General features: G+C 65.3%; 17 protein-coding genes. 13 read left to right on the top strand and 4 right to left on the bottom strand.

What is annotated here, in order from left to right; translation table 11 throughout:
• Positions 1–18 precede the first annotated feature (18 nt).
• Positions 19–540 (bottom strand): DUF2059 domain-containing protein, encoded by a 522-nt coding sequence (locus QX070_RS24080; protein WP_315739635.1) that lies wholly within the window; start codon positions 538–540, stop codon positions 19–21.
• Between the two features lie 48 nt (positions 541–588).
• Positions 589–1,281, bottom strand: a complete 693-nt coding sequence (gene rpiA, locus QX070_RS24075; protein ID WP_315739723.1) for a ribose-5-phosphate isomerase RpiA — start codon at positions 1,279–1,281, stop codon at positions 589–591.
• Positions 1,282–1,455: 174 nt separating this feature from the next.
• Between rpiA and QX070_RS24070 the strand changes: the two genes are divergently transcribed.
• From QX070_RS24070 to QX070_RS24030, 9 genes are all read left to right on the top strand, one after another.
• Positions 1,456–2,142, top strand: a complete 687-nt coding sequence (locus QX070_RS24070; RefSeq protein ID WP_315739634.1) for an HAD family hydrolase — start codon at positions 1,456–1,458, stop codon at positions 2,140–2,142.
• A 266-nt stretch (positions 2,143–2,408) separates the two neighbouring features.
• Positions 2,409–2,801, top strand: a complete 393-nt coding sequence (locus QX070_RS24065) for a hypothetical protein (RefSeq protein ID WP_315739633.1) — start codon at positions 2,409–2,411, stop codon at positions 2,799–2,801.
• A 184-nt stretch (positions 2,802–2,985) separates the two neighbouring features.
• Positions 2,986–4,017, top strand: a complete 1,032-nt coding sequence (gene moaA, locus QX070_RS24060) for a GTP 3',8-cyclase MoaA (protein WP_315739631.1) — start codon at positions 2,986–2,988, stop codon at positions 4,015–4,017.
• A gap of 150 nt (positions 4,018–4,167) precedes the next feature.
• A complete protein-coding gene (locus QX070_RS24055) occupies positions 4,168–4,800 on the top strand; it encodes a DUF1326 domain-containing protein (RefSeq protein WP_315739630.1) in 633 nt (210 codons plus the stop codon).
• Between the two features lie 36 nt (positions 4,801–4,836).
• Positions 4,837–5,658, top strand: coding sequence for a DUF2182 domain-containing protein (locus QX070_RS24050; RefSeq protein ID WP_315739722.1), 822 nt, complete (start codon positions 4,837–4,839; stop codon positions 5,656–5,658).
• A 137-nt stretch (positions 5,659–5,795) separates the two neighbouring features.
• Positions 5,796–6,476: a spermidine synthase gene (locus QX070_RS24045; protein WP_315739628.1), complete on the top strand. Its 681-nt coding sequence runs from the start codon at positions 5,796–5,798 to the stop codon at positions 6,474–6,476.
• Positions 6,477–6,729: 253 nt separating this feature from the next.
• Complete coding sequence (locus tag QX070_RS24040; RefSeq protein ID WP_315739627.1) at positions 6,730–7,119, top strand: nuclear transport factor 2 family protein; 390 nt, start codon at positions 6,730–6,732, stop codon at positions 7,117–7,119.
• Between the two features lie 155 nt (positions 7,120–7,274).
• Complete coding sequence (locus QX070_RS24035) at positions 7,275–8,711, top strand: DUF2235 domain-containing protein (protein ID WP_315739626.1); 1,437 nt, start codon at positions 7,275–7,277, stop codon at positions 8,709–8,711.
• Positions 8,712–8,816: 105 nt separating this feature from the next.
• Positions 8,817–9,536 (top strand): hypothetical protein, encoded by a 720-nt coding sequence (locus QX070_RS24030; protein ID WP_315739625.1) that lies wholly within the window; start codon positions 8,817–8,819, stop codon positions 9,534–9,536.
• Positions 9,537–9,660: 124 nt separating this feature from the next.
• On the opposite strand, the gene QX070_RS24025 is transcribed toward QX070_RS24030, so the two are convergent.
• Positions 9,661–11,430 (bottom strand): tannase/feruloyl esterase family alpha/beta hydrolase, encoded by a 1,770-nt coding sequence (locus QX070_RS24025; RefSeq protein WP_315739624.1) that lies wholly within the window; start codon positions 11,428–11,430, stop codon positions 9,661–9,663.
• Positions 11,431–11,911: 481 nt separating this feature from the next.
• Here QX070_RS24025 and QX070_RS24020 point away from each other — a divergent pair, with 481 nt between their 5' ends.
• Together QX070_RS24020 and QX070_RS24015 are read left to right on the top strand one after the other, a co-directional pair.
• A complete protein-coding gene (locus QX070_RS24020; RefSeq protein WP_315739623.1) occupies positions 11,912–12,184 on the top strand; it encodes a hypothetical protein in 273 nt (90 codons plus the stop codon).
• Between the two features lie 233 nt (positions 12,185–12,417).
• Complete coding sequence (locus tag QX070_RS24015) at positions 12,418–13,308, top strand: cation diffusion facilitator family transporter (protein WP_315739622.1); 891 nt, start codon at positions 12,418–12,420, stop codon at positions 13,306–13,308.
• Positions 13,309–13,446: 138 nt separating this feature from the next.
• On the opposite strand, the gene QX070_RS24010 is transcribed toward QX070_RS24015, so the two are convergent.
• Positions 13,447–13,686: a hypothetical protein gene (locus tag QX070_RS24010; protein WP_315739621.1), complete on the bottom strand. Its 240-nt coding sequence runs from the start codon at positions 13,684–13,686 to the stop codon at positions 13,447–13,449.
• A gap of 534 nt (positions 13,687–14,220) precedes the next feature.
• On the opposite strand from QX070_RS24010, the gene QX070_RS24005 reads away from it, so the two are divergent.
• Both QX070_RS24005 and QX070_RS24000 read left to right on the top strand, forming a co-directional pair.
• Positions 14,221–14,760 (top strand): TRAP transporter small permease subunit, encoded by a 540-nt coding sequence (locus tag QX070_RS24005; protein ID WP_315739620.1) that lies wholly within the window; start codon positions 14,221–14,223, stop codon positions 14,758–14,760.
• Positions 14,757–16,358: a TRAP transporter large permease subunit gene (locus QX070_RS24000; RefSeq protein WP_315739619.1), complete on the top strand. Its 1,602-nt coding sequence runs from the start codon at positions 14,757–14,759 to the stop codon at positions 16,356–16,358. The genes QX070_RS24005 and QX070_RS24000 overlap by 4 nt, the downstream gene beginning before the upstream one ends.
• Positions 16,359–16,533: the final 175 nt, after the last annotated feature.

The raw sequence follows: 16,533 nt of genomic DNA, 5'->3' as shown, positions 1-16,533 counted from the left end.
GCCTTTCGGCCGCAAGCCTCAGATCGGCTTGTTGCGCTTGCGCATCTCGGCGCGGAACTGCGCGGTGACGGTGTCGGAAAACTCCGCCGCCCACAGGTTCATCGCCTGCATGCTCATCTGGATCGCCTTCGGCTCCGCCGCAAGCAGCTTCTGGCCGATGGCTGACTTGTAGAAGGCGACGAGGTTGGCGATCTCCTGGTCGGAGAACTCGTTGCAGTAGATCTGCGCCATCTTCTCGCCGATCTCCTTCTCCTTGCCGGCATAGGTCTGCGCGACCGAGACGGCGACCTCGTCGAGGTCTTTCTGGTAGTTGAGATTGGACTGCAGCAGCGCCTGCTTGGTCTGCTGCACGATGCCCGGGACGGCATTGGCGTACATCGCAGCCGCGTTCTTCATCCCCAGAATCTCGCGCGCGCCGGCCATGCAGGCGGGCGAGGCCGGCTTCAGCGCCGGTGCCTGCCCCTGCGCCGCAACCGGGCTTGCCGAGGCCAAGGCCAGTACGATTCCGGCGGCCGGCAAGATTCTGAACACGCTCTTCATTCCAAGTCTCCTGTGAGTTGCCGCCCTGAGCACAGCCTCGTGCCGCGCTCAGGGCCGCTGGATAACGCGAATTCCCTGTGCGCCTGCCAGGATCGCCGTGCTGCCGAGGCCGATGAACAGCCCATGCTCGACCACGCCCGGAATTGCGCTCAAAAGACCCGCCAGGCGCGGGGGATCCACGATCTCCCCAAGGCGGACGTCGATAATCCAGTGGCCGCCATCGGTGACGAAAACGTGGCCGTCTGCGGACTTGCGCAGGCTCATCGGCCCGGACACGCCGGCCGTGGCGAAGGCGTCACTCATCTCGCGCTGGGTCGCGGCGAGGCCGAACGGAACCACCTCGACCGGCAGCGGGTAGCGGCCGAGCTGCGCCACCCATTTGCTGTCGTCGGCGATCACGATCATGCGATCCGAGGCGCTGGCGACGATCTTCTCGCGCAGCAGCGCGCCGCCGCCGCCCTTGATCAGGTCGAGCGCCGGATTGATCTCGTCGGCGCCGTCGATGGTGATGTCGAGCCGGTCGATCTCATCGAGCGTGGTCAGCGGCACGCCGCACGCTTGCGCCTGCGCCCTTGTCGCCTCCGAGGTCGGCACGCCCACGATCTTGAGGCCGGCGCGCACCTTTTCCCCGAGCAGATCGACGAAATGCTTGGCCGTCGAGCCGGTGCCGAGACCGAGCTTCATGCCGCTCTCGACCTCCTCCAGCGCACGCGCCGCCGCCTGCCGCTTCAATGCATCCATGTCGACCAAGGAACCCGCCCTTCACACCCCGAGACCCCCACGGACGGGGGCCGAAAGCCGGCGCATATCTAGCGATGTTTTGACGCGGGGCCTAGCTCTCGCCGGCCACGAAATCGGACAAAAAGCCATTGCGGGCCTCTTGCAAGGACATGAGCCGGCCGCTAGCGGATACCGATGCCCATCTCCAGCACCATCGTCTTCGATCTCGACGGCACCCTGGTCGACACGGCGCCGGATCTCATCAGCGCGCTCAACCACATCCTGCAGCGCGAGGGTCTGCGGCCGATGCCGCTGGCCTCGGCCCGCAAGATGATCGGCCACGGCGCCCGCAAGCTGATCGAGCGCGGGCTGGAGGCGGAGGGTCGCCTGGCCAGCACCGATGACATCGGCCGCCTCACCACCGATTTCATCGATTTCTACGCCGACAACATCGCGGTCGAATCGCGTCCCTTCGAGGGGCTGGAGTCGGCGCTGGACGACCTCGCCGCGCGCGGCTGCCAGTTCGCGGTGTGCACCAACAAGCTGGAATGGCTGTCGAAGCGGTTGCTCGACCAGCTCGGCCTGTCCTCCCGCTTCGCCGCGATCTGCGGTGCCGACACGTTCGGGGTCGCCAAGCCGGATCCGGCGATCCTGCGCCAGACCATCGCGCAGGCCGGCGGTGAGATCGGGGCAGCGATCATGGTCGGCGATGCCGGCACCGACGTCGGCGCCGCGCGCCGCGCCGGCGTGCCGGTGATCGGCTGCACCTTCGGCTATACCGACGTACCGATCGCGGAGCTCAATCCGGACCACCTGATCGACCACATGCGCGAGCTGCCGGCGGCCGTCACGGCCCTCAGCCCATCGCTCAGGATCGCCTGAGCGGACTTGCGATTCCACTGCCGCATCGCACCCTAACCCACTGCCCTGTCGACCTGAATCCGCACCTTGCGGTGCATTAACGTTCTGTTGAGAATAGGGTTGACCGCAGTTGCGCCGCTGTTCTGACGCTCCTATGGTCGCCCTGGGATTGCGGCCGATGGCCGCAGGGTTGTGGGGCGGACATCATGATGCGGCGTGTCATCGCAATTGCGGTTGCGGGAGCCGGCTTGGCCGGGTGCTCATCCTTCTCCATGGACAGCTTCAAGATGGCAGCGCCCGAGGTGCCGGTGCAGCTCGACTCGGTGCCGCCGGGCGCCGACGCCAAGACCTCGCTCGGACCGGGCTGCAAGACGCCATGCTCGGTCTCGGTGCCGGCGCCCGATGCCGGCTTCAGCGTCACCTTCACGATGGACAGGTACCAGCCCGCGACCATCCCGGTGCAGGTGATCCGCAACACCGGGGATTTCAACAGCTCGCCGCCCGTCGTGATGGACCCGAGCCCGGTGGTCGCCGAGCTGCAGCCGATGCCGGGTACGCCGCCGAAGGCCGTCAAGCACATGCGGCCGAAGAAGCCGAAGCCGCAGAAATCAGCCGCCGCGCCGGCGGCGCCCGCGACCACCGGTTCAGCCTTCCCCGCCCCCGCACCGGGACGCCAGTAGCGGACCATCGTCCCGCGCGCCACCTGCCAGGGCGAAGCTGCATTGCAGCATCGACGGATCCACGTCGATGATTGTGAGGCGCGCCGATCATGATTAGATTGTCGTGAGATCGACATCCGGCCGCGCTTGCGCGGCCGCCGCGTGGCATCGCCGCCACCTGGGCCGCCACCAGCCAAGGCTTTTCATGACCGCAGAGACGTTGAGTGACACCGCCCTGACGCGCCCGATGACCGACCCGTTCGGTCGCCGCATCAGCTATCTGCGCGTCTCGGTGACCGACCGCTGCGACCTGCGCTGCTTCTACTGCATGTCCGAGGACATGACCTTCCTGCCGAAGGCCGACCTGCTGACGCTTGAGGAGCTCGACCGGCTGTGCTCGGCGTTCATCCATAAGGGCGTCAAGAAGCTCCGGCTCACCGGCGGTGAGCCGCTGGTCCGGCGCAACGTGATGGGCTTGGTCCGCTCGCTGTCGCGGCATCTGAAGAGCGGCGCGCTCAACGAGCTGACGATGACGACCAACGCGACGCAGCTCGCCAAATATGCCGCCGAGCTCGCCGATTGCGGCGTCCGCCGCATCAACGTCTCGCTCGACACGCTCGATCCTGACAAGTTCCGCGCCATCACCCGCTGGGGCGATCTCGACCGTGTGCTGGCCGGCATCGAGGCGGCGCGCGCCGCAGGTCTCGCCGTGAAGATCAACGCGGTCGCGCTGAAGAACATGAACGAGGACGAGATCCCCTCGCTGATCGACTGGGCGCACGGCAAGGGCATGGCGCTGACCTTGATCGAGGTGATGCCGATGGGCGAGATCGGCGAAGGCCGCATCGACCAGTATCTGCCGCTGTCGCTGCTGCGCGCGCGCCTGGCGCAGACCTACACCACGACCGATCTCGACGAGACCACCGGGGGCCCTGCCCGCTACGTCCGCGTCGCCGAGACCGGCGGCACAATCGGCTTCATCACGCCGATGACGCATAATTTCTGCGAGAGCTGCAACCGCGTGCGCGTCACCTGCACCGGCACCCTGCACACCTGCCTTGGCCACGAGGACGCCTCCGACCTGCGCAAGCCGCTGCGTGCCTCGGCCAGCGACGAGGAGCTCAGCGCCGCGATCGACCGCGCCATCGGCCTCAAGCCGAAGGGCCATGACTTCATCATCGACCGCCGCCACAACCGTCCGAGCGTCAGCCGGCACATGAGCGTGACGGGCGGGTAATCGGCGTCCATAACCATCGGGCCCTGCGATCAATCGCAGTCGGAACCTCATCGTTTCTGGGCTTGCGGCACGTCCCCATGCGGCGTAGCTTTCAGCTGCAGATCGCGCATTCGAAAGCAATTTGTCGGTTCGGCCTAGCGGGAGACAGCGATGGCAGACCCAGTCGCATGGCACCTGTCCGGTGACTATTTCGAGAATTGCAGTTGCAGCCTGCTGTGTCCGTGCCTCATGTCGGCCGCCCCTCCCCTGACCGCGCAACCGACCGAGGGGTTCTGCAACGTACCATTGCTGTTCCACATCGAAACCGGCCGCTATGGCGACGTCGCGCTCGATGGCCTCAACGCGGCGGTGATGCTCCATGCGCCCGGCGTGATGGCGGAGGGAGACTGGTCGATCGCCGCCTATATCGATCAGCGCGCCGACGACCAGCAGACCGAGGCGATGGCCGCGATCTTCACCGGCGCCGCGGGCGGCCCGATGGCTGCGTTCACGCCGCTGATCAGTACCAATCTCGGCGTGCGCAAGGTCGCCATCACCTTCCGGATCGACGGCAAGACGCGGTCCGCCGACATCGCCGACATTCTGCACATGTCCGTCGATCCGCTGCCGACCATGCATCCGAGCGGTGAGATGTGGGTGAATATCGGCCATCCCGTCAGCCCCGACCGGATGGCGCTGGCCGTCGGCGCTGCGGGCAACACCTACAACGATCACGGCATGCGCTGGGACAATTCCGGCAAGAACGGCCTGTACGCGTCGATCAGTTGGTCCAACCAGGCCTGATGCGACGTGCGGCAAGGCCGCCAACCCACCTTGCAGATGACGGGCAGCGCCCTGGAAGCCGTGCTGCGGCGTGATCGCTGGATCGTGGGCGGCGCGATCGCGATCATGGTCGCCCTGGCATGGGCCTACGTGCTCTGGCTCGCCAACGACATGGACATGGGCGGCATGGACATGACCGGCTTTCGCATGATCCCGGCCGGCATCGGAATCATGTTGCCGGCCAGCGAGCCCTGGCACGCGATCGAATTCGCCTATGTGTTCCTGATGTGGGCGGTGATGATGGTCGGGATGATGGCGCCTTCGGCCGCGCCCATGGTCCTGATGTACGCCCGTGTGGGTCGACACGGTCGCGCGCGGGGCCAGCCGTTCGCGGCGACCGGCTGGTTTGCGGCCGGCTATCTGCTCGCCTGGAGCGGCTTTTCGCTGCTGGCGACCTGCCTGCAATGGTTTGTGGAGCGGACTGCGCTGCTGGATTCGCGGATGGCGATCGACAACCATCTGCTCGGCGCCATCGTGCTGATCGCGGCAGGCGTTTATCAGTGGACGCCGCTGAAGAGCGCCTGCCTTGCCCAATGCCAGTCGCCGCTAATGTTCCTGATGCGCCACGGCGGCTTTCGCGGCGACCTGCAGGGCTGCCTGCTGCTGGGCCTTCGACACGGCGGCTATTGCGTCGGCTGCTGCTGGGCTCTGATGGCGCTGCTGTTCGTCGGCGGGGTGATGAGCGTGATGTGGATTGCCATTCTGACCCTGCTCGTGCTGTTTGAGAAACTGACTCCGGTCGGACGGTGGATCGCGCGCGCGGCCGGCATTGCTTGCAGTGCCGCGGGCGCCTGGATGCTGGTGTCCCCACCGCAATGACGCGCAACGACGCGATGCAGGTCGTCGCGAGAGTGGCGACTGCCCCTTGGCACGGGATGCGGGCAACATGGTAAGCAGGCTCCAGCGTGGCGACTCTGTCGCCTGGAATGCCGCAACCGAATTGACGCGAGACGCCCGTGATTCCCTGGAAGCTGATCGACACCGCAGACGTGCCCGGCGGCGGTGAGCCGCTGCGGCTGATGCAGCGTGGCAAGGAGTTCTCGATCAAGCTCGGTTCGAACGAGCTGATGAACAGCCGGCTGCACGGATCCGAAGAGGCGCTGGCGACCCTGAGCTGCGCCCGCATCAAGGCCGAGCCGGCTCCGCGGCTGTTGATCGGGGGCCTCGGCATGGGCTTCACGTTGCGGGCGGCACTGAAAGTGTTGGGTCCGCAGGCCCGCGTCACCGTCGCCGAGCTGGTGCCGGCAGTGATCGCCTGGGCGCGCGGGCCGATGGCCGAATTGTCCGGCGCCAGCCTTGCCGATCCGCGCGTCGACATCCGCGAGGCCGACGTCGTGAAGCTGATCGCCGCAGCGCGCAGCGCCTATGATGCGATCCTGCTCGACGTCGATAACGGCCCGCAGGGACTGACTCGGCAATCCAACGACGCGCTCTATGATCCCTCGGGTTTGCGCACTGCTTTCGCCGCCTTGCGTCCCGGCGGCGTGCTGGCGGTGTGGTCGTCACATCCCGACGACCGCTTCGCCCCGCGCCTGCGCAAGGCCGGCTTCGCGGCCGAGGAGATCAACATCCGCGCCACCGGCCGCGGTGGCGGCGGCGCCCGCCACGTGATCTGGATTGCGACCCGTCCAGCGTGACAGCGTCGTTGCCGCGCGTAGCTCAGCGCGGTGCTACTGGCCCGGAGAACTCTCTCCAGCGACTGGGTCACCTCGCTCACATCTCCCGTTCGGATCGGAGTGGTGACACGTCGGCCATCGTCCTATGATGCGTCAGCGGCTGCGAAGCCTGCGGATGCCCGCATCCACGCGCGAAAGTCTCGAGGATGCTCCATTCTCCGGCCTGCAGACTGTAGCTCTGCAACGAGAGCGCGCAGCTGAATGGGAGATTGCCATGGATGACCGCGCCACGCGCGCTGCCCTGCAGCACCATTGGGATGCATCGGACGCAAATGATTTTGAGGCCGAGCACGCCATCTATCGCGACGATGCCGTGCTGGATTATCCGCAATCGGGCGAGCGGATCCACGGCCGGCGCAACATTCAGAAAAGCCGCTTCGTGCAGCCCAACCACAAGCGCTTCTCAGTGCGGCGGATCCTGGGCAGCGGCGATCTTTGGGTGACCGAACTGGTCCTGACCTATGATGGCGCCCCCTCCTACGTGGTGAGCATCATGGAATTCCGCGACGGCGGAGTGGCGCACGAGACGCAATATTTCAGTGATCCCTTCGACGCAGCGCCCTCGCGCGCGCATCTCGTCGAGCACGTCGGAGCATTTCGGTGACAGTGCATTTTTTACCCGCCCGCCGCGTCGCTCCAGCGGCGCACCCGCGCCTCCCGCCACGCAGCAGAAGGCGCCATACCATCTCAGGTTGATTTCTCCCCCGCGCGGTTTACCCTTCCGCTCCTTGGCTCTGAATGTCGAGCGGGGTCCTTTGCATGGCGAGTCCCAAGATCATCATCCTGTCCGACGGGACAGGCAACGCCGCCTCGAGCGTGTGGCGAACCAACGTCTGGCGCATGTTCCAGGCGCTCGACCTGCAGGGCAATGCCCAGGCGGCCAAGTATGATGACGGCGTCGGCACATCGTCGTTCGTTCCGCTCGCCCTGCTCGGCGGCGCGTTCGGCTTCGGCCTCAAGCGCAACATCCTGGATGCCTATAAGTTCGTCTGCCGCAACTACGACCACGCGGACGGCTCGAAGATCTATTTGTTCGGCTTCAGCCGCGGCGCCTTCACCGTCCGGGTGCTCGCCGCACTGATGCTCGATCAGGGGCTGATCGTTGCCGACACCGAGGCTGAGCTGCACGACGGCACCGTGAAGGCCTATCGCGCCTATCGCGCCAAGGGATACCATTCGATCTGGCGGATCGAGGTGCCGTTCCGCTGGCTTCGCGACAAAATGCTGGTGCCGGTGATCGACCGCATCATGGGCCGCAAATCGCTCGACCTCATCGTGCGAAAAAGCCTCCCGGCGATCGAGTTCATCGGGCTGTGGGACACCGTCGCGGCCTATGGACTTCCGATCGACGAGATGACGCGGGGCATCTCCAACTGGGTGTGGCCGCTCGAGCTTCCCAATCGCGTGCTCAGCCCGCGGGTGACATGCGCGCGCCACGCGCTCGCGCTCGACGACGAGAGGACGACCTTCCATCCGGTGCTCTGGACCGAGGCGGGTGAGACCAAGCCGCAGGATGCCAAAACGATCGATGACGAAAGACTGGTGCAGGTCTGGTTCGTCGGCATGCACGCCAATGTCGGCGGCGGCTATCCGGACGATTCCCTCTCCTACGTCCCCCTGACCTGGCTCGTGGACGAGGCCGTCAAACGCAGCTTGGTCTTCAAGACCGCGCCCGAGGCCGATCCGGATGCGATCAAGTCGATCGTCACGTCACAGGACAAGGACGGCCGACTCTACAACTCGCGCTCCGGGCTCGGCTCCTATTATCGATACGGCCCGCGCAAGGTGTCGGAGCTGTGCAACGACCCGGCGGCGGGCGTCCAGGTGTCGATGCCGAAGATTCACGAAAGCGTCTTCGACCGCATCGACAGCGGCTGCAATGCCTATGCGCCCATCGGCTTGCCGGACAACTACGTCATCGTCCGCTACGACGGCACGCTGACGCCGCTCGGGCCGACCACGTTCGAAACGCCGGCCGGAGCGGCCGCCCGGTTCGTCGCCCAGGAAAAGCTGTGGAATCTGGTGTGGTTCAGACGTCTCGCTTATTTCGCGACGCTGGCGGCCTCCCTCCACCTCGCGGCCTTCTGGCTGTTCCACGACCTCGATCGCACGCACGAATACGACTCGCGCATCAGGATGGTCTCCGAGGCGGTCCGGCTGGTCGAATCGTTCCTGCCGACATCGCTGCACTGGTAGACGGACTGGTATGCCGCCAATCCCGAATGGTTCGCCGGCGGGATCATCATCCTCGTCGCGCTGACCGCGGCCGGGACATTCCTCAGCGACCGCATCAGCGACCTGATGCGCGTGATCTGGCGCGAACGAGCAGCGCCCCCGATGCTGTCCGGCCCGATGCATCAAGCCATCTACGCCCTCCGGACCAATCGCGCCTATCAGTTCGCCATCAGGAACGGCAAGCGGCATGTCGGCCCGTTGCTGCTCGCGCTCGGCACCGTCTGGCTCGCAGCCACGCTGATCAGCCATGTCCTGTTCAACGCCGCGGACTCGATGGGCGCCTTCTGCCATGGCACCCCTGCCCACGAGCTCGTCGCGATCGACAAAGGCATTCCGCAGGATGCCAGGGATTTCTCGACCGATGCGGTTTGCGCTCCCACCGGGTTGAGAGTCCGTCCCGGCTTCTCCTACGAGATCGTCGTCACCATGACCGACCCGTGGGAGGACGCCGGGCATCCGGTCACGCCCGCCGGCTATCGCACCTCGACGGTCCGGGGCTACGCCCGCGGGACGTTCTACGCAGGCATCCTGCTGCGCCGCGTTCTCTTCCGGCCCTGGTATCGGCTGATCGCCAGGGTCGGCGAGACGGGAGTCGACGAATATTTCCTCGACCCCGTTCCCGCCCCCAACACCACACCTCAAGCCTACAAAGCGCGCTTCAAGGCCGAGCGCGGCGGTGAGCTGTTCCTCTACGTCAACGACGCCGTGATCGGGCTGCCCTGGGTGTACGATGCATTCTATCCGAACAATACCGGCAAGGCGAAGGTGACCGTCAGGCTGCTCTAAATCACGATCGTCGCCGGCGCGGACCAGCTTGTCGAAATTCCGACGTCGATCGTGGTTCTCTGATGCAGGGACGAGGTCATCATCGATTGTCGGCGAGCCGCTTCGCTCTGTTCAAACACCTGCCTCACTGCTCGTCGTGCGGACCGTGGTCATGACGGTGCCCACCCTCGACGCAGGAGAAGCTCGCCGCGTCGTCGGTGCTGCCGCTGCCGTTGTATCGTGCGATCTTCGGGAACACACAGAGCGGCCGCGTCATCTGCACGTCGGGCGCCGTGTCGTTGACGTACTTGGTCGCGACGATGGACCCCGGCGGCATCCCGTTTTCGACCCAGTCTTGGAGCGCCGGAAGGAAGACGAACGCGTTGGGGCCGGGCCCGCCGCCGCAGTGATACATGCCCGGCACCATGTACAGGCGGGCGTAGCTCAGGGTTCGCTGCAGCCCGGCTCGCACATGATCGCCGCCGAACCGATCTTCCGCGAGGTCAGCATCGATCTGCGCTTCATCTCCTCGCCGCGCCGCGAAGGACGGGCTGTCGAATTTCACGAGCGAGTTGAAGTAGTCGATCGTGTTCTGCGGCATCACCAGCTCATCGGCCCACCCCTGATACATGACGAGCCTGCCGCCGCGTTCCCGGAAGGCCGTGATATCGGGACTGGTGGCGTTCAGCGGCTCGGCCAGCAGGGCCTCCACGGCCGGCAGGTCGCGGTGAATGTCGAAATTCGTGTAGTTGACGGCGCTGCCGGGCTGACCGAAGGTCGGACCGTAGACCCAATACAGGGGACCATCAAACAGCGGCTCCGGAAGCTGCTGCTTGAGCATGATCCCCTTCACCGATAGATCCTCGGTCTCGCTGCCTGGCGCAAAGCCCGGAACGATTCTCTCACCGGTGACCGGATCGACCGTACCGGCATAATAGTTCTGCATCGTCGTGACCTGCTCCTCGGTCAGGCATGCCGGCGGCACATCGCCGCCGGTGCATTGGAGGACCTTCGGATCGAAACGGCAGCGCCGCGGATTGGTCAGGAACTGGTCCGTTACGATGCCGCCATCCCGCCCAGCGCATTGCGCCAGGACGGCCTTGTTGATCCGCGACATCTGACCGGCTTGCATCTGCCGCCCCGGCGTCGCATGCGTGTTGCGCCATCCGAGCGGCGTCGTCGCATACAGGTGCGTGCGATTGTAGGCCGGCGCACCGACCAGGATGCCGTCATAGTCCTCGGGATAGCGTTGCGCCTCCATCAGTCCGCTGTGACCTCCGGTCGAGCAGCCGAAGAAATAGGCCTTGGTCGCGCTCTGCTGATAGTACGCCTGTACGATCTCCTTGGCGCGCAGCGTCATCAGGTGGACCGCCCGATGGCCGAAATCCGTGATCCGGTCGGGATGCCCGTAGAGCCCCAGGCTCGGGGTGGCCTTGTCGCCGAGAGCGATCGCGAGCGCGTTGCCCTTGTTGCCGTCCGATCCGCAGTAGTGAACGGTGCATCCGGAGGTCCCGGTTCCCAGACCGGTGTAGGCGACCGCATAGCCGGCCTTGAGGCGGAACGCGAGGCCGCCGTAGTCGTAGTAGCCGCCGAATCCGCCACTGCCGAGGCCGAGAAACCGCCCGCTCCAGGTCGACGTCGGCAGCCAGACCTCGATCTTGATCGCCGAATCCACGGCCGGCGCGATCGTCGCGGCGACGCGGCAGAACGTCGGCAGTCCCGTGATGTCTTGCGCCGGATTGCTCCCGGGAACGGTGAAGACGCCGCCCGTGATGTCGGTCGCCAGCGTGATGGTGGTATGCTCGAGCGCGAGCGTCTGCAGGTTGCTGCACGGTGTTGCCGCACACGGCGTCGCGATCGCCGCGATCGCGGTCAGGCCTCCCAGGATCAAGCCGAAAAGACGCAATCGAAGCATGTCCGAGTCCCCGCTTCCCCGTCCGAGCCGACGGCGCATGTGGGCCGCCCCACAACATAAGGTCGCATGAGAATGTGAAGCCCGGAAGAACGTCACCGCTCGAGCCCGAGCCGGTCTGCAAACATCTTCGCGTCGAGTGCTCGCGTTTTGGGGAACGGTGCAGACCGGACGAGCACAGACCGTTCGTTCAGCTTCGCCACCGGCATGGCCGGGGTCCCGTCGCGGGGACTTGGCGAGATCGTCCGCGTCGCAGCCGACATCGACCAGCGAGCCACCGCGGGCATGCGCTGGCGTCGCTGCCCTGACGGGATCTCGCGTCCATCGCTGCCGACACTGCACCGCATCAACACAGGCTTCGCTTGAACTGCCGGAACCCCGACCAGCCGGCCGAGTTGCAAACGCGGAGCATCGAACGATGAGGCAGAAAACTCCTCATCGAATCCCGCTCCCCTTTTGGCTGTTCTTGGAAAGAGAGGCGACAATGAAAGCACCCCTTCTTCTTGCCGGCGCAGTGATCATCGGATCGGTCGCGCCAGTGCTCGCGGACGAATACTACATCGTGCAGGGACCGAGCCATCGCTGCACCATCACCACCACACGCCCCGCCGACCGCGAGGTCGTCACGCAGATCGGACCGATGGCGTTCACCAGCCGCGTGGAAGCCGAGGACCGCATCCGCCAGACCAAGGTCTGCGAGGACGAAGGCACGGTCGGCAGCTCCACCAGCACCACCAAGGTCATCAAAGAGAAGTAGTCGGCGGCGTCATTCCTGTTGGCGTTGCCGCGACAAGGCCGCGCCCATGTCCGTGGGCGCGGCCTTTTCTGTTTTCCACAGATCATATTGCGCTCGCGGCAACGCCGCGCCCGGCGCATTCGCGACGGCGATGAACCGAGGATATCAGCTTTTCCGATAGCGAGCGGCCGGCAGCGGAGGTTGCGTTCCGCCGCAGCGTTGAGTACCCCAGCGCGGGATCGGATCAGGACATCATGGCCTCGCAATCGCTCAAGCTCGCCATCGGCAGCCTCGTGGTCGGAACGATCGTGCTCGGCCTGAAGTATCTTGCCTATTGGATCACCGGCTCGGTCGCGCTGTACTCGGACGCCCTCGAGAGCATCGTCAACGTCGTCACCGCTGCCGTCGCGCTCGTCGCGGTGCGCATCGCAGCCAAGCCCGCCGACGCCAACCATCCGTTCGGCCACCACAAGGTGGAGTATTTCAGCGCGGTGATCGAGGGCGTCATGATCGTCGTGGCGGCGCTGCTCATCATCCATGAGGCCTACGGGAATTTCTTCAATCCGCGGCCGTTTTCGGCGCCCGTCGAAGGGCTCGCGGTGAATGGGCTGGCGAGCGCGATCAATGCGGTCTGGTGCTGGCTGTTGATCACGCGGGGCAAGCGGCTGCGGTCGCCGGCGCTGGTGGCCGACGGACGCCATCTGCTGACGGACGTCGTGTCCTCGGGCGGCGTCGTGGTCGGCCTCGGCCTCGCGGTGATGTTGCAGCTGCCGATCCTCGATCCCGCACTGGCCGTGCTGGTCGCCGTGAACATCCTGTGGTCGGGATGGCAGGTGCTGAAGGAATCCACCAGCGGGCTGATGGATGAAGCGGTCCCGGACGCCACGCTGGCGCGCATTCGCCTGATCATCAGTCAGCATGCCGGCGGCGCGCTGGAGGCGCATGATGTCCGAACCCGCCATGCCGGCAAGCTGACCTTCATCGAGTTCCACCTCGTGGTGCCCGGCGAGATGTCGGTCAACCAGGCGCACGAAATCTGCGACCGGATCGAGGCCGCGTTGCGCGAGCACGACGAGCACAGCTGGATCACCATCCACGTCGAACCCGAGAACAAGGCCAAGCATTCCGGCGTGGTGGTGCTGTAGCGCCGCACATCAGGCGGCGCGGCCGGTTTTTTGATTTTTGAGGAGGCTCGCCGCGTCGGGTCAGGCCCCTGGCATCCCGCAGATGCCTGCGGGTTCGACGGTGTCGGAGTGCCCGCCGCCAGCGGTCACGAAGCCATTTCACTTCTCCTGGAGCGCGTACTGCTTCGACAGATGGTCTCCAATCTGGACCAACATGGCGACGCATTCGGGATAGCCGGGCCTGCCGATCGTCTCCTGATCGGCACTGGCGCGAAACTCCCAGGAATTTCCGTCCCGCACGACCGCGATGAGAATGCCCTCGGCGTACTCGGTATGAGCCTTCAGCTCGGCCACCGCCATCGCGATCAGTTCGGCTTCGGTCTTGCTCGGCTTGCTCATCCGGTTGGTCCCTGCATCAAACGTCCACGCCGACGCTTTTATCCAGCTTGTGGCCCCACGCCAACATTCCCTTGCCGGGGATCAGACGCCTCGCCGGATCACCACACCACATTCTGATCCCGCGCTCCGCCCCAGACAGCCCACGCGACCATCCTCCACGGCCGCCCCCATCGGAGCGATGGACGGCCGGCAGCGAACTGCCCGCTCTTTCGGCAGGCCGGACGCCGCCCCCCGAACCCGGGTTTAGCCAGCGCCGCCAGACTGTTGCCGGCGCGTCAATGTGTCCATTTTCCGATTGACGGCAGGACGGCGCGCTGAAATGGTGCCCCCGCTTTCAGGCCCAGCGCGGCCGATGGGCGCTCGCCCTTCATACAAGCGCCGAACAAGAGCTGAAGGCATCGAGGGGGAGGACGTTTCGTTGGATTCGCTTCAAGCGCGCCGTCATGACGACATGCACGTTCTGCGTGATCGCGAAGCCGTGCCTCCTGAGAGCTCAGGCGCGCTCGTCTGACAGCGCCCGCAGCGGAGACAATGATGCGCCCCTTGTTGGCAATCAGTAACGCCATCGATCAGCTCAACGAAAAGATCGGTTACGTCTGCAATATCATGGTGCTGCTGGCCTGCCTGGTCAGCGCGATCAACGCCATGATCCGCTATGCCTTCAGCTACTCGTCGAACGGCTGGCTGGAATTGCAGTGGTACATGTTCGCGCTGCTGGTCATGTTCGGCGCCTCCTACACCTTCCGGCGCAACGAGCATGTTCGGGTTGAGCTGCTCTATCTCTATCTGTCCGAGCGCGGCCAGCTCTGGCTCGATCTGATCGGCACACTGTTCTTCCTGATCCCGACCTGCCTGCTGCTGGCCTACCTGTCCTGGCCGTTCTTCATGCAGTCCTATTCGGTCAACGAGATGTCGGCCAATGCCGGCGGCCTGCTTCGCTGGCCGGTGAAGTTCGCCATCCCCGCGGGCTTCGTGATGCTGGCGCTGCAGGGCCTCTCCGAGGTGATCAAGCGCGCCGCCGCGCTGCGCGGTGAAGTGACGATCGACGCCAAATACGAGAGGCCGACGCAATGATTACGCTGGAGATGATGCCGCCGCTGATGTTCGGCGGCTTGGTCCTGGCGATGCTGATCGGCTTCCCGGTGGCGTTCACGCTCGCCGCCGTCGGCCTGTCGTTCGGCTTCCTCGCCATCGACTTAGGGTTCTTCGACCTCAACTTCCTGCAGGCGATTCCGGGCCGCATCTTCGGCAGCGTGCTCGCCAACGACCTGCTGCTCGCGATCCCGTTCTTCACCTTCATGGGTGCGATCCTGGAGAGATGCGGGCTCGCCGAGGACATGCTGGATTCGATGGGCCAGCTGTTCGGGCCGATCCGCGGCGGCCTCGGCTATTCCGTCATCATCGTCGGCTTCATCCTCGGCGCCATCACCGGGACGGTGGCGGCACAGGTGATCGCGATGGCGATGATCTCGATGCCCGTGATGATGCGCTACGGCTACAACATGCGCTACATCACCGGCGTGCTCGCGGCGTCCGGCACCATCACCCAGCTGGTGCCGCCGTCGCTGGTGCTGATCGTGCTGGCCGACCAGCTCGGCAAATCGGTCGGCGACATGTATCTCGGCGCCTGGGGCCCCTCGATCTTCCAGGTCGTGCTGTTCGCCGGCTACACCTTCGTGCTCGGCCTGGTCAAGCCGGGCCACCTGCCGCCGGTGCCGAAGGAGGCGCGTACGCTGACCGGCTGGGCGCTGTGGAAGAAGTGCCTGATGGGCATCATTCCCTCGGCGGTGCTGATCTTTGTCGTGCTCGGCACCATGATGATGGGCCTGGCCACGCCGACGGAAGCCGGCGCCATGGGCGCGGTCGGCGCGATCGTGCTGGCGGTGATCCACCACAAGGAGTTCACCAAGAGCGATCGCAGCATCCTGATCGTCGGCGTCGTCGCCGCCGGCATCGGCACCATCATCGCGATGCTGTTCACCGAGAACCTCGCATTCAAGCTCTCTTTCGCGGTCACCTATCTCGCGGTTGCCTGGCTCTGCATCCGCGCCGTCGCCCTCCCCGACCTGCGCGACCTGATCAAGCAGGGCTACGAGACAACCATGCGCATCACCTGCATGGTCACTTTCATCCTGATCGGCTCGACCTGCTTCTCGGTGGTGTTCCAGGGCGTCTCCGGCGGCGAATGGCTGGAGCACCTGCTCACCTCCCTGCCCGGCGGCGTCTGGGGCTTCCTGATCTTCATCAACGTCTTCATCTTCTTCCTGGCCTTCTTCCTCGACTTCTTCGAGATCGCCTTCATCATCCTGCCGATGATCGCACCGATCGCGCAGAAGATCCTGGCGCCGGTGGTCGGCCCGGAGGCCGCCCTGATCTGGTTCGGCGTCATGCTGTGCGTGAACATGCAGACCTCGTTCCTGCATCCGCCGTTCGGCTTCGCGCTGTTCTACCTGCGCGGCGTCGCGCCGAAGGAAGTGAAGAGCTCCGACATCTATTGGGGCGCGATGCCATGGATCGGCCTGCAGGCGATCATGGTGCTGCTCGTAATCGCGTTCCCGGTCACGGTGACCGGCCTGCTCGACAAGCCGGTCCAGGTCGACCTCGACAAGGTCAAGATCGAGGTGCCGCAGATTGATCTGCCGCCGCTGGATTTCGGTGCGCCGAAGCAGTAGACGGCGGCTCCGACCGAATGAAGAAAACCCCGGAAGCTCCGCTTCCGGGGTTTTTGTTTGGGGCCGCCTCTTTTGTTTGGGACCTGTTTGGGACCGTCTCTATCAGCGCGTCATTGCGAGGCGCCCTTGCGCCGAAGCAATCCAGGGGCACGCGCGCAGCCCTGGATTGCCTCGC

Source organism: Bradyrhizobium sp. SZCCHNR1093 (assembly GCF_032381175.1).
GTDB lineage: Bacteria > Pseudomonadota > Alphaproteobacteria > Rhizobiales > Xanthobacteraceae > Bradyrhizobium.
Note: the sequence above shows the minus strand (reverse complement) of the source record. Positions and strands in the feature narration are given on the sequence as shown.

What these genes read in the sequence shown, in the direction of transcription:
- QX070_RS24050 (WP_315739722.1), top strand. Translation starts at nt 4,837, where the DNA reads ATGACGGGCAGCGCCCTGGAAGCCGTGCTGCGGCGTGATCGCTGGATC.
- QX070_RS24040 (WP_315739627.1), top strand. Translation starts at nt 6,730, where the DNA reads ATGGATGACCGCGCCACGCGCGCTGCCCTGCAGCACCATTGGGATGCA.
- QX070_RS24020 (WP_315739623.1), top strand. Translation starts at nt 11,912, where the DNA reads ATGAAAGCACCCCTTCTTCTTGCCGGCGCAGTGATCATCGGATCGGTC.
- QX070_RS24055 (WP_315739630.1), top strand. Translation starts at nt 4,168, where the DNA reads ATGGCAGACCCAGTCGCATGGCACCTGTCCGGTGACTATTTCGAGAAT.
- QX070_RS24025 (WP_315739624.1), bottom strand. Translation starts at nt 11,430, where the DNA reads ATGCTTCGATTGCGTCTTTTCGGCTTGATCCTGGGAGGCCTGACCGCG.
- QX070_RS24065 (WP_315739633.1), top strand. Translation starts at nt 2,409, where the DNA reads ATGGCAGCGCCCGAGGTGCCGGTGCAGCTCGACTCGGTGCCGCCGGGC.
- rpiA (WP_315739723.1), bottom strand. Translation starts at nt 1,281, where the DNA reads ATGGATGCATTGAAGCGGCAGGCGGCGGCGCGTGCGCTGGAGGAGGTC.
- QX070_RS24030 (WP_315739625.1), top strand. Translation starts at nt 8,817, where the DNA reads ATGCGCGTGATCTGGCGCGAACGAGCAGCGCCCCCGATGCTGTCCGGC.
- QX070_RS24080 (WP_315739635.1), bottom strand. Translation starts at nt 540, where the DNA reads ATGAAGAGCGTGTTCAGAATCTTGCCGGCCGCCGGAATCGTACTGGCC.
- QX070_RS24015 (WP_315739622.1), top strand. Translation starts at nt 12,418, where the DNA reads ATGGCCTCGCAATCGCTCAAGCTCGCCATCGGCAGCCTCGTGGTCGGA.
- QX070_RS24035 (WP_315739626.1), top strand. Translation starts at nt 7,275, where the DNA reads ATGGCGAGTCCCAAGATCATCATCCTGTCCGACGGGACAGGCAACGCC.
- QX070_RS24000 (WP_315739619.1), top strand. Translation starts at nt 14,757, where the DNA reads ATGATTACGCTGGAGATGATGCCGCCGCTGATGTTCGGCGGCTTGGTC.
- moaA (WP_315739631.1), top strand. Translation starts at nt 2,986, where the DNA reads ATGACCGCAGAGACGTTGAGTGACACCGCCCTGACGCGCCCGATGACC.
- QX070_RS24070 (WP_315739634.1), top strand. Translation starts at nt 1,456, where the DNA reads ATGCCCATCTCCAGCACCATCGTCTTCGATCTCGACGGCACCCTGGTC.
- QX070_RS24010 (WP_315739621.1), bottom strand. Translation starts at nt 13,686, where the DNA reads ATGAGCAAGCCGAGCAAGACCGAAGCCGAACTGATCGCGATGGCGGTG.
- QX070_RS24005 (WP_315739620.1), top strand. Translation starts at nt 14,221, where the DNA reads ATGCGCCCCTTGTTGGCAATCAGTAACGCCATCGATCAGCTCAACGAA.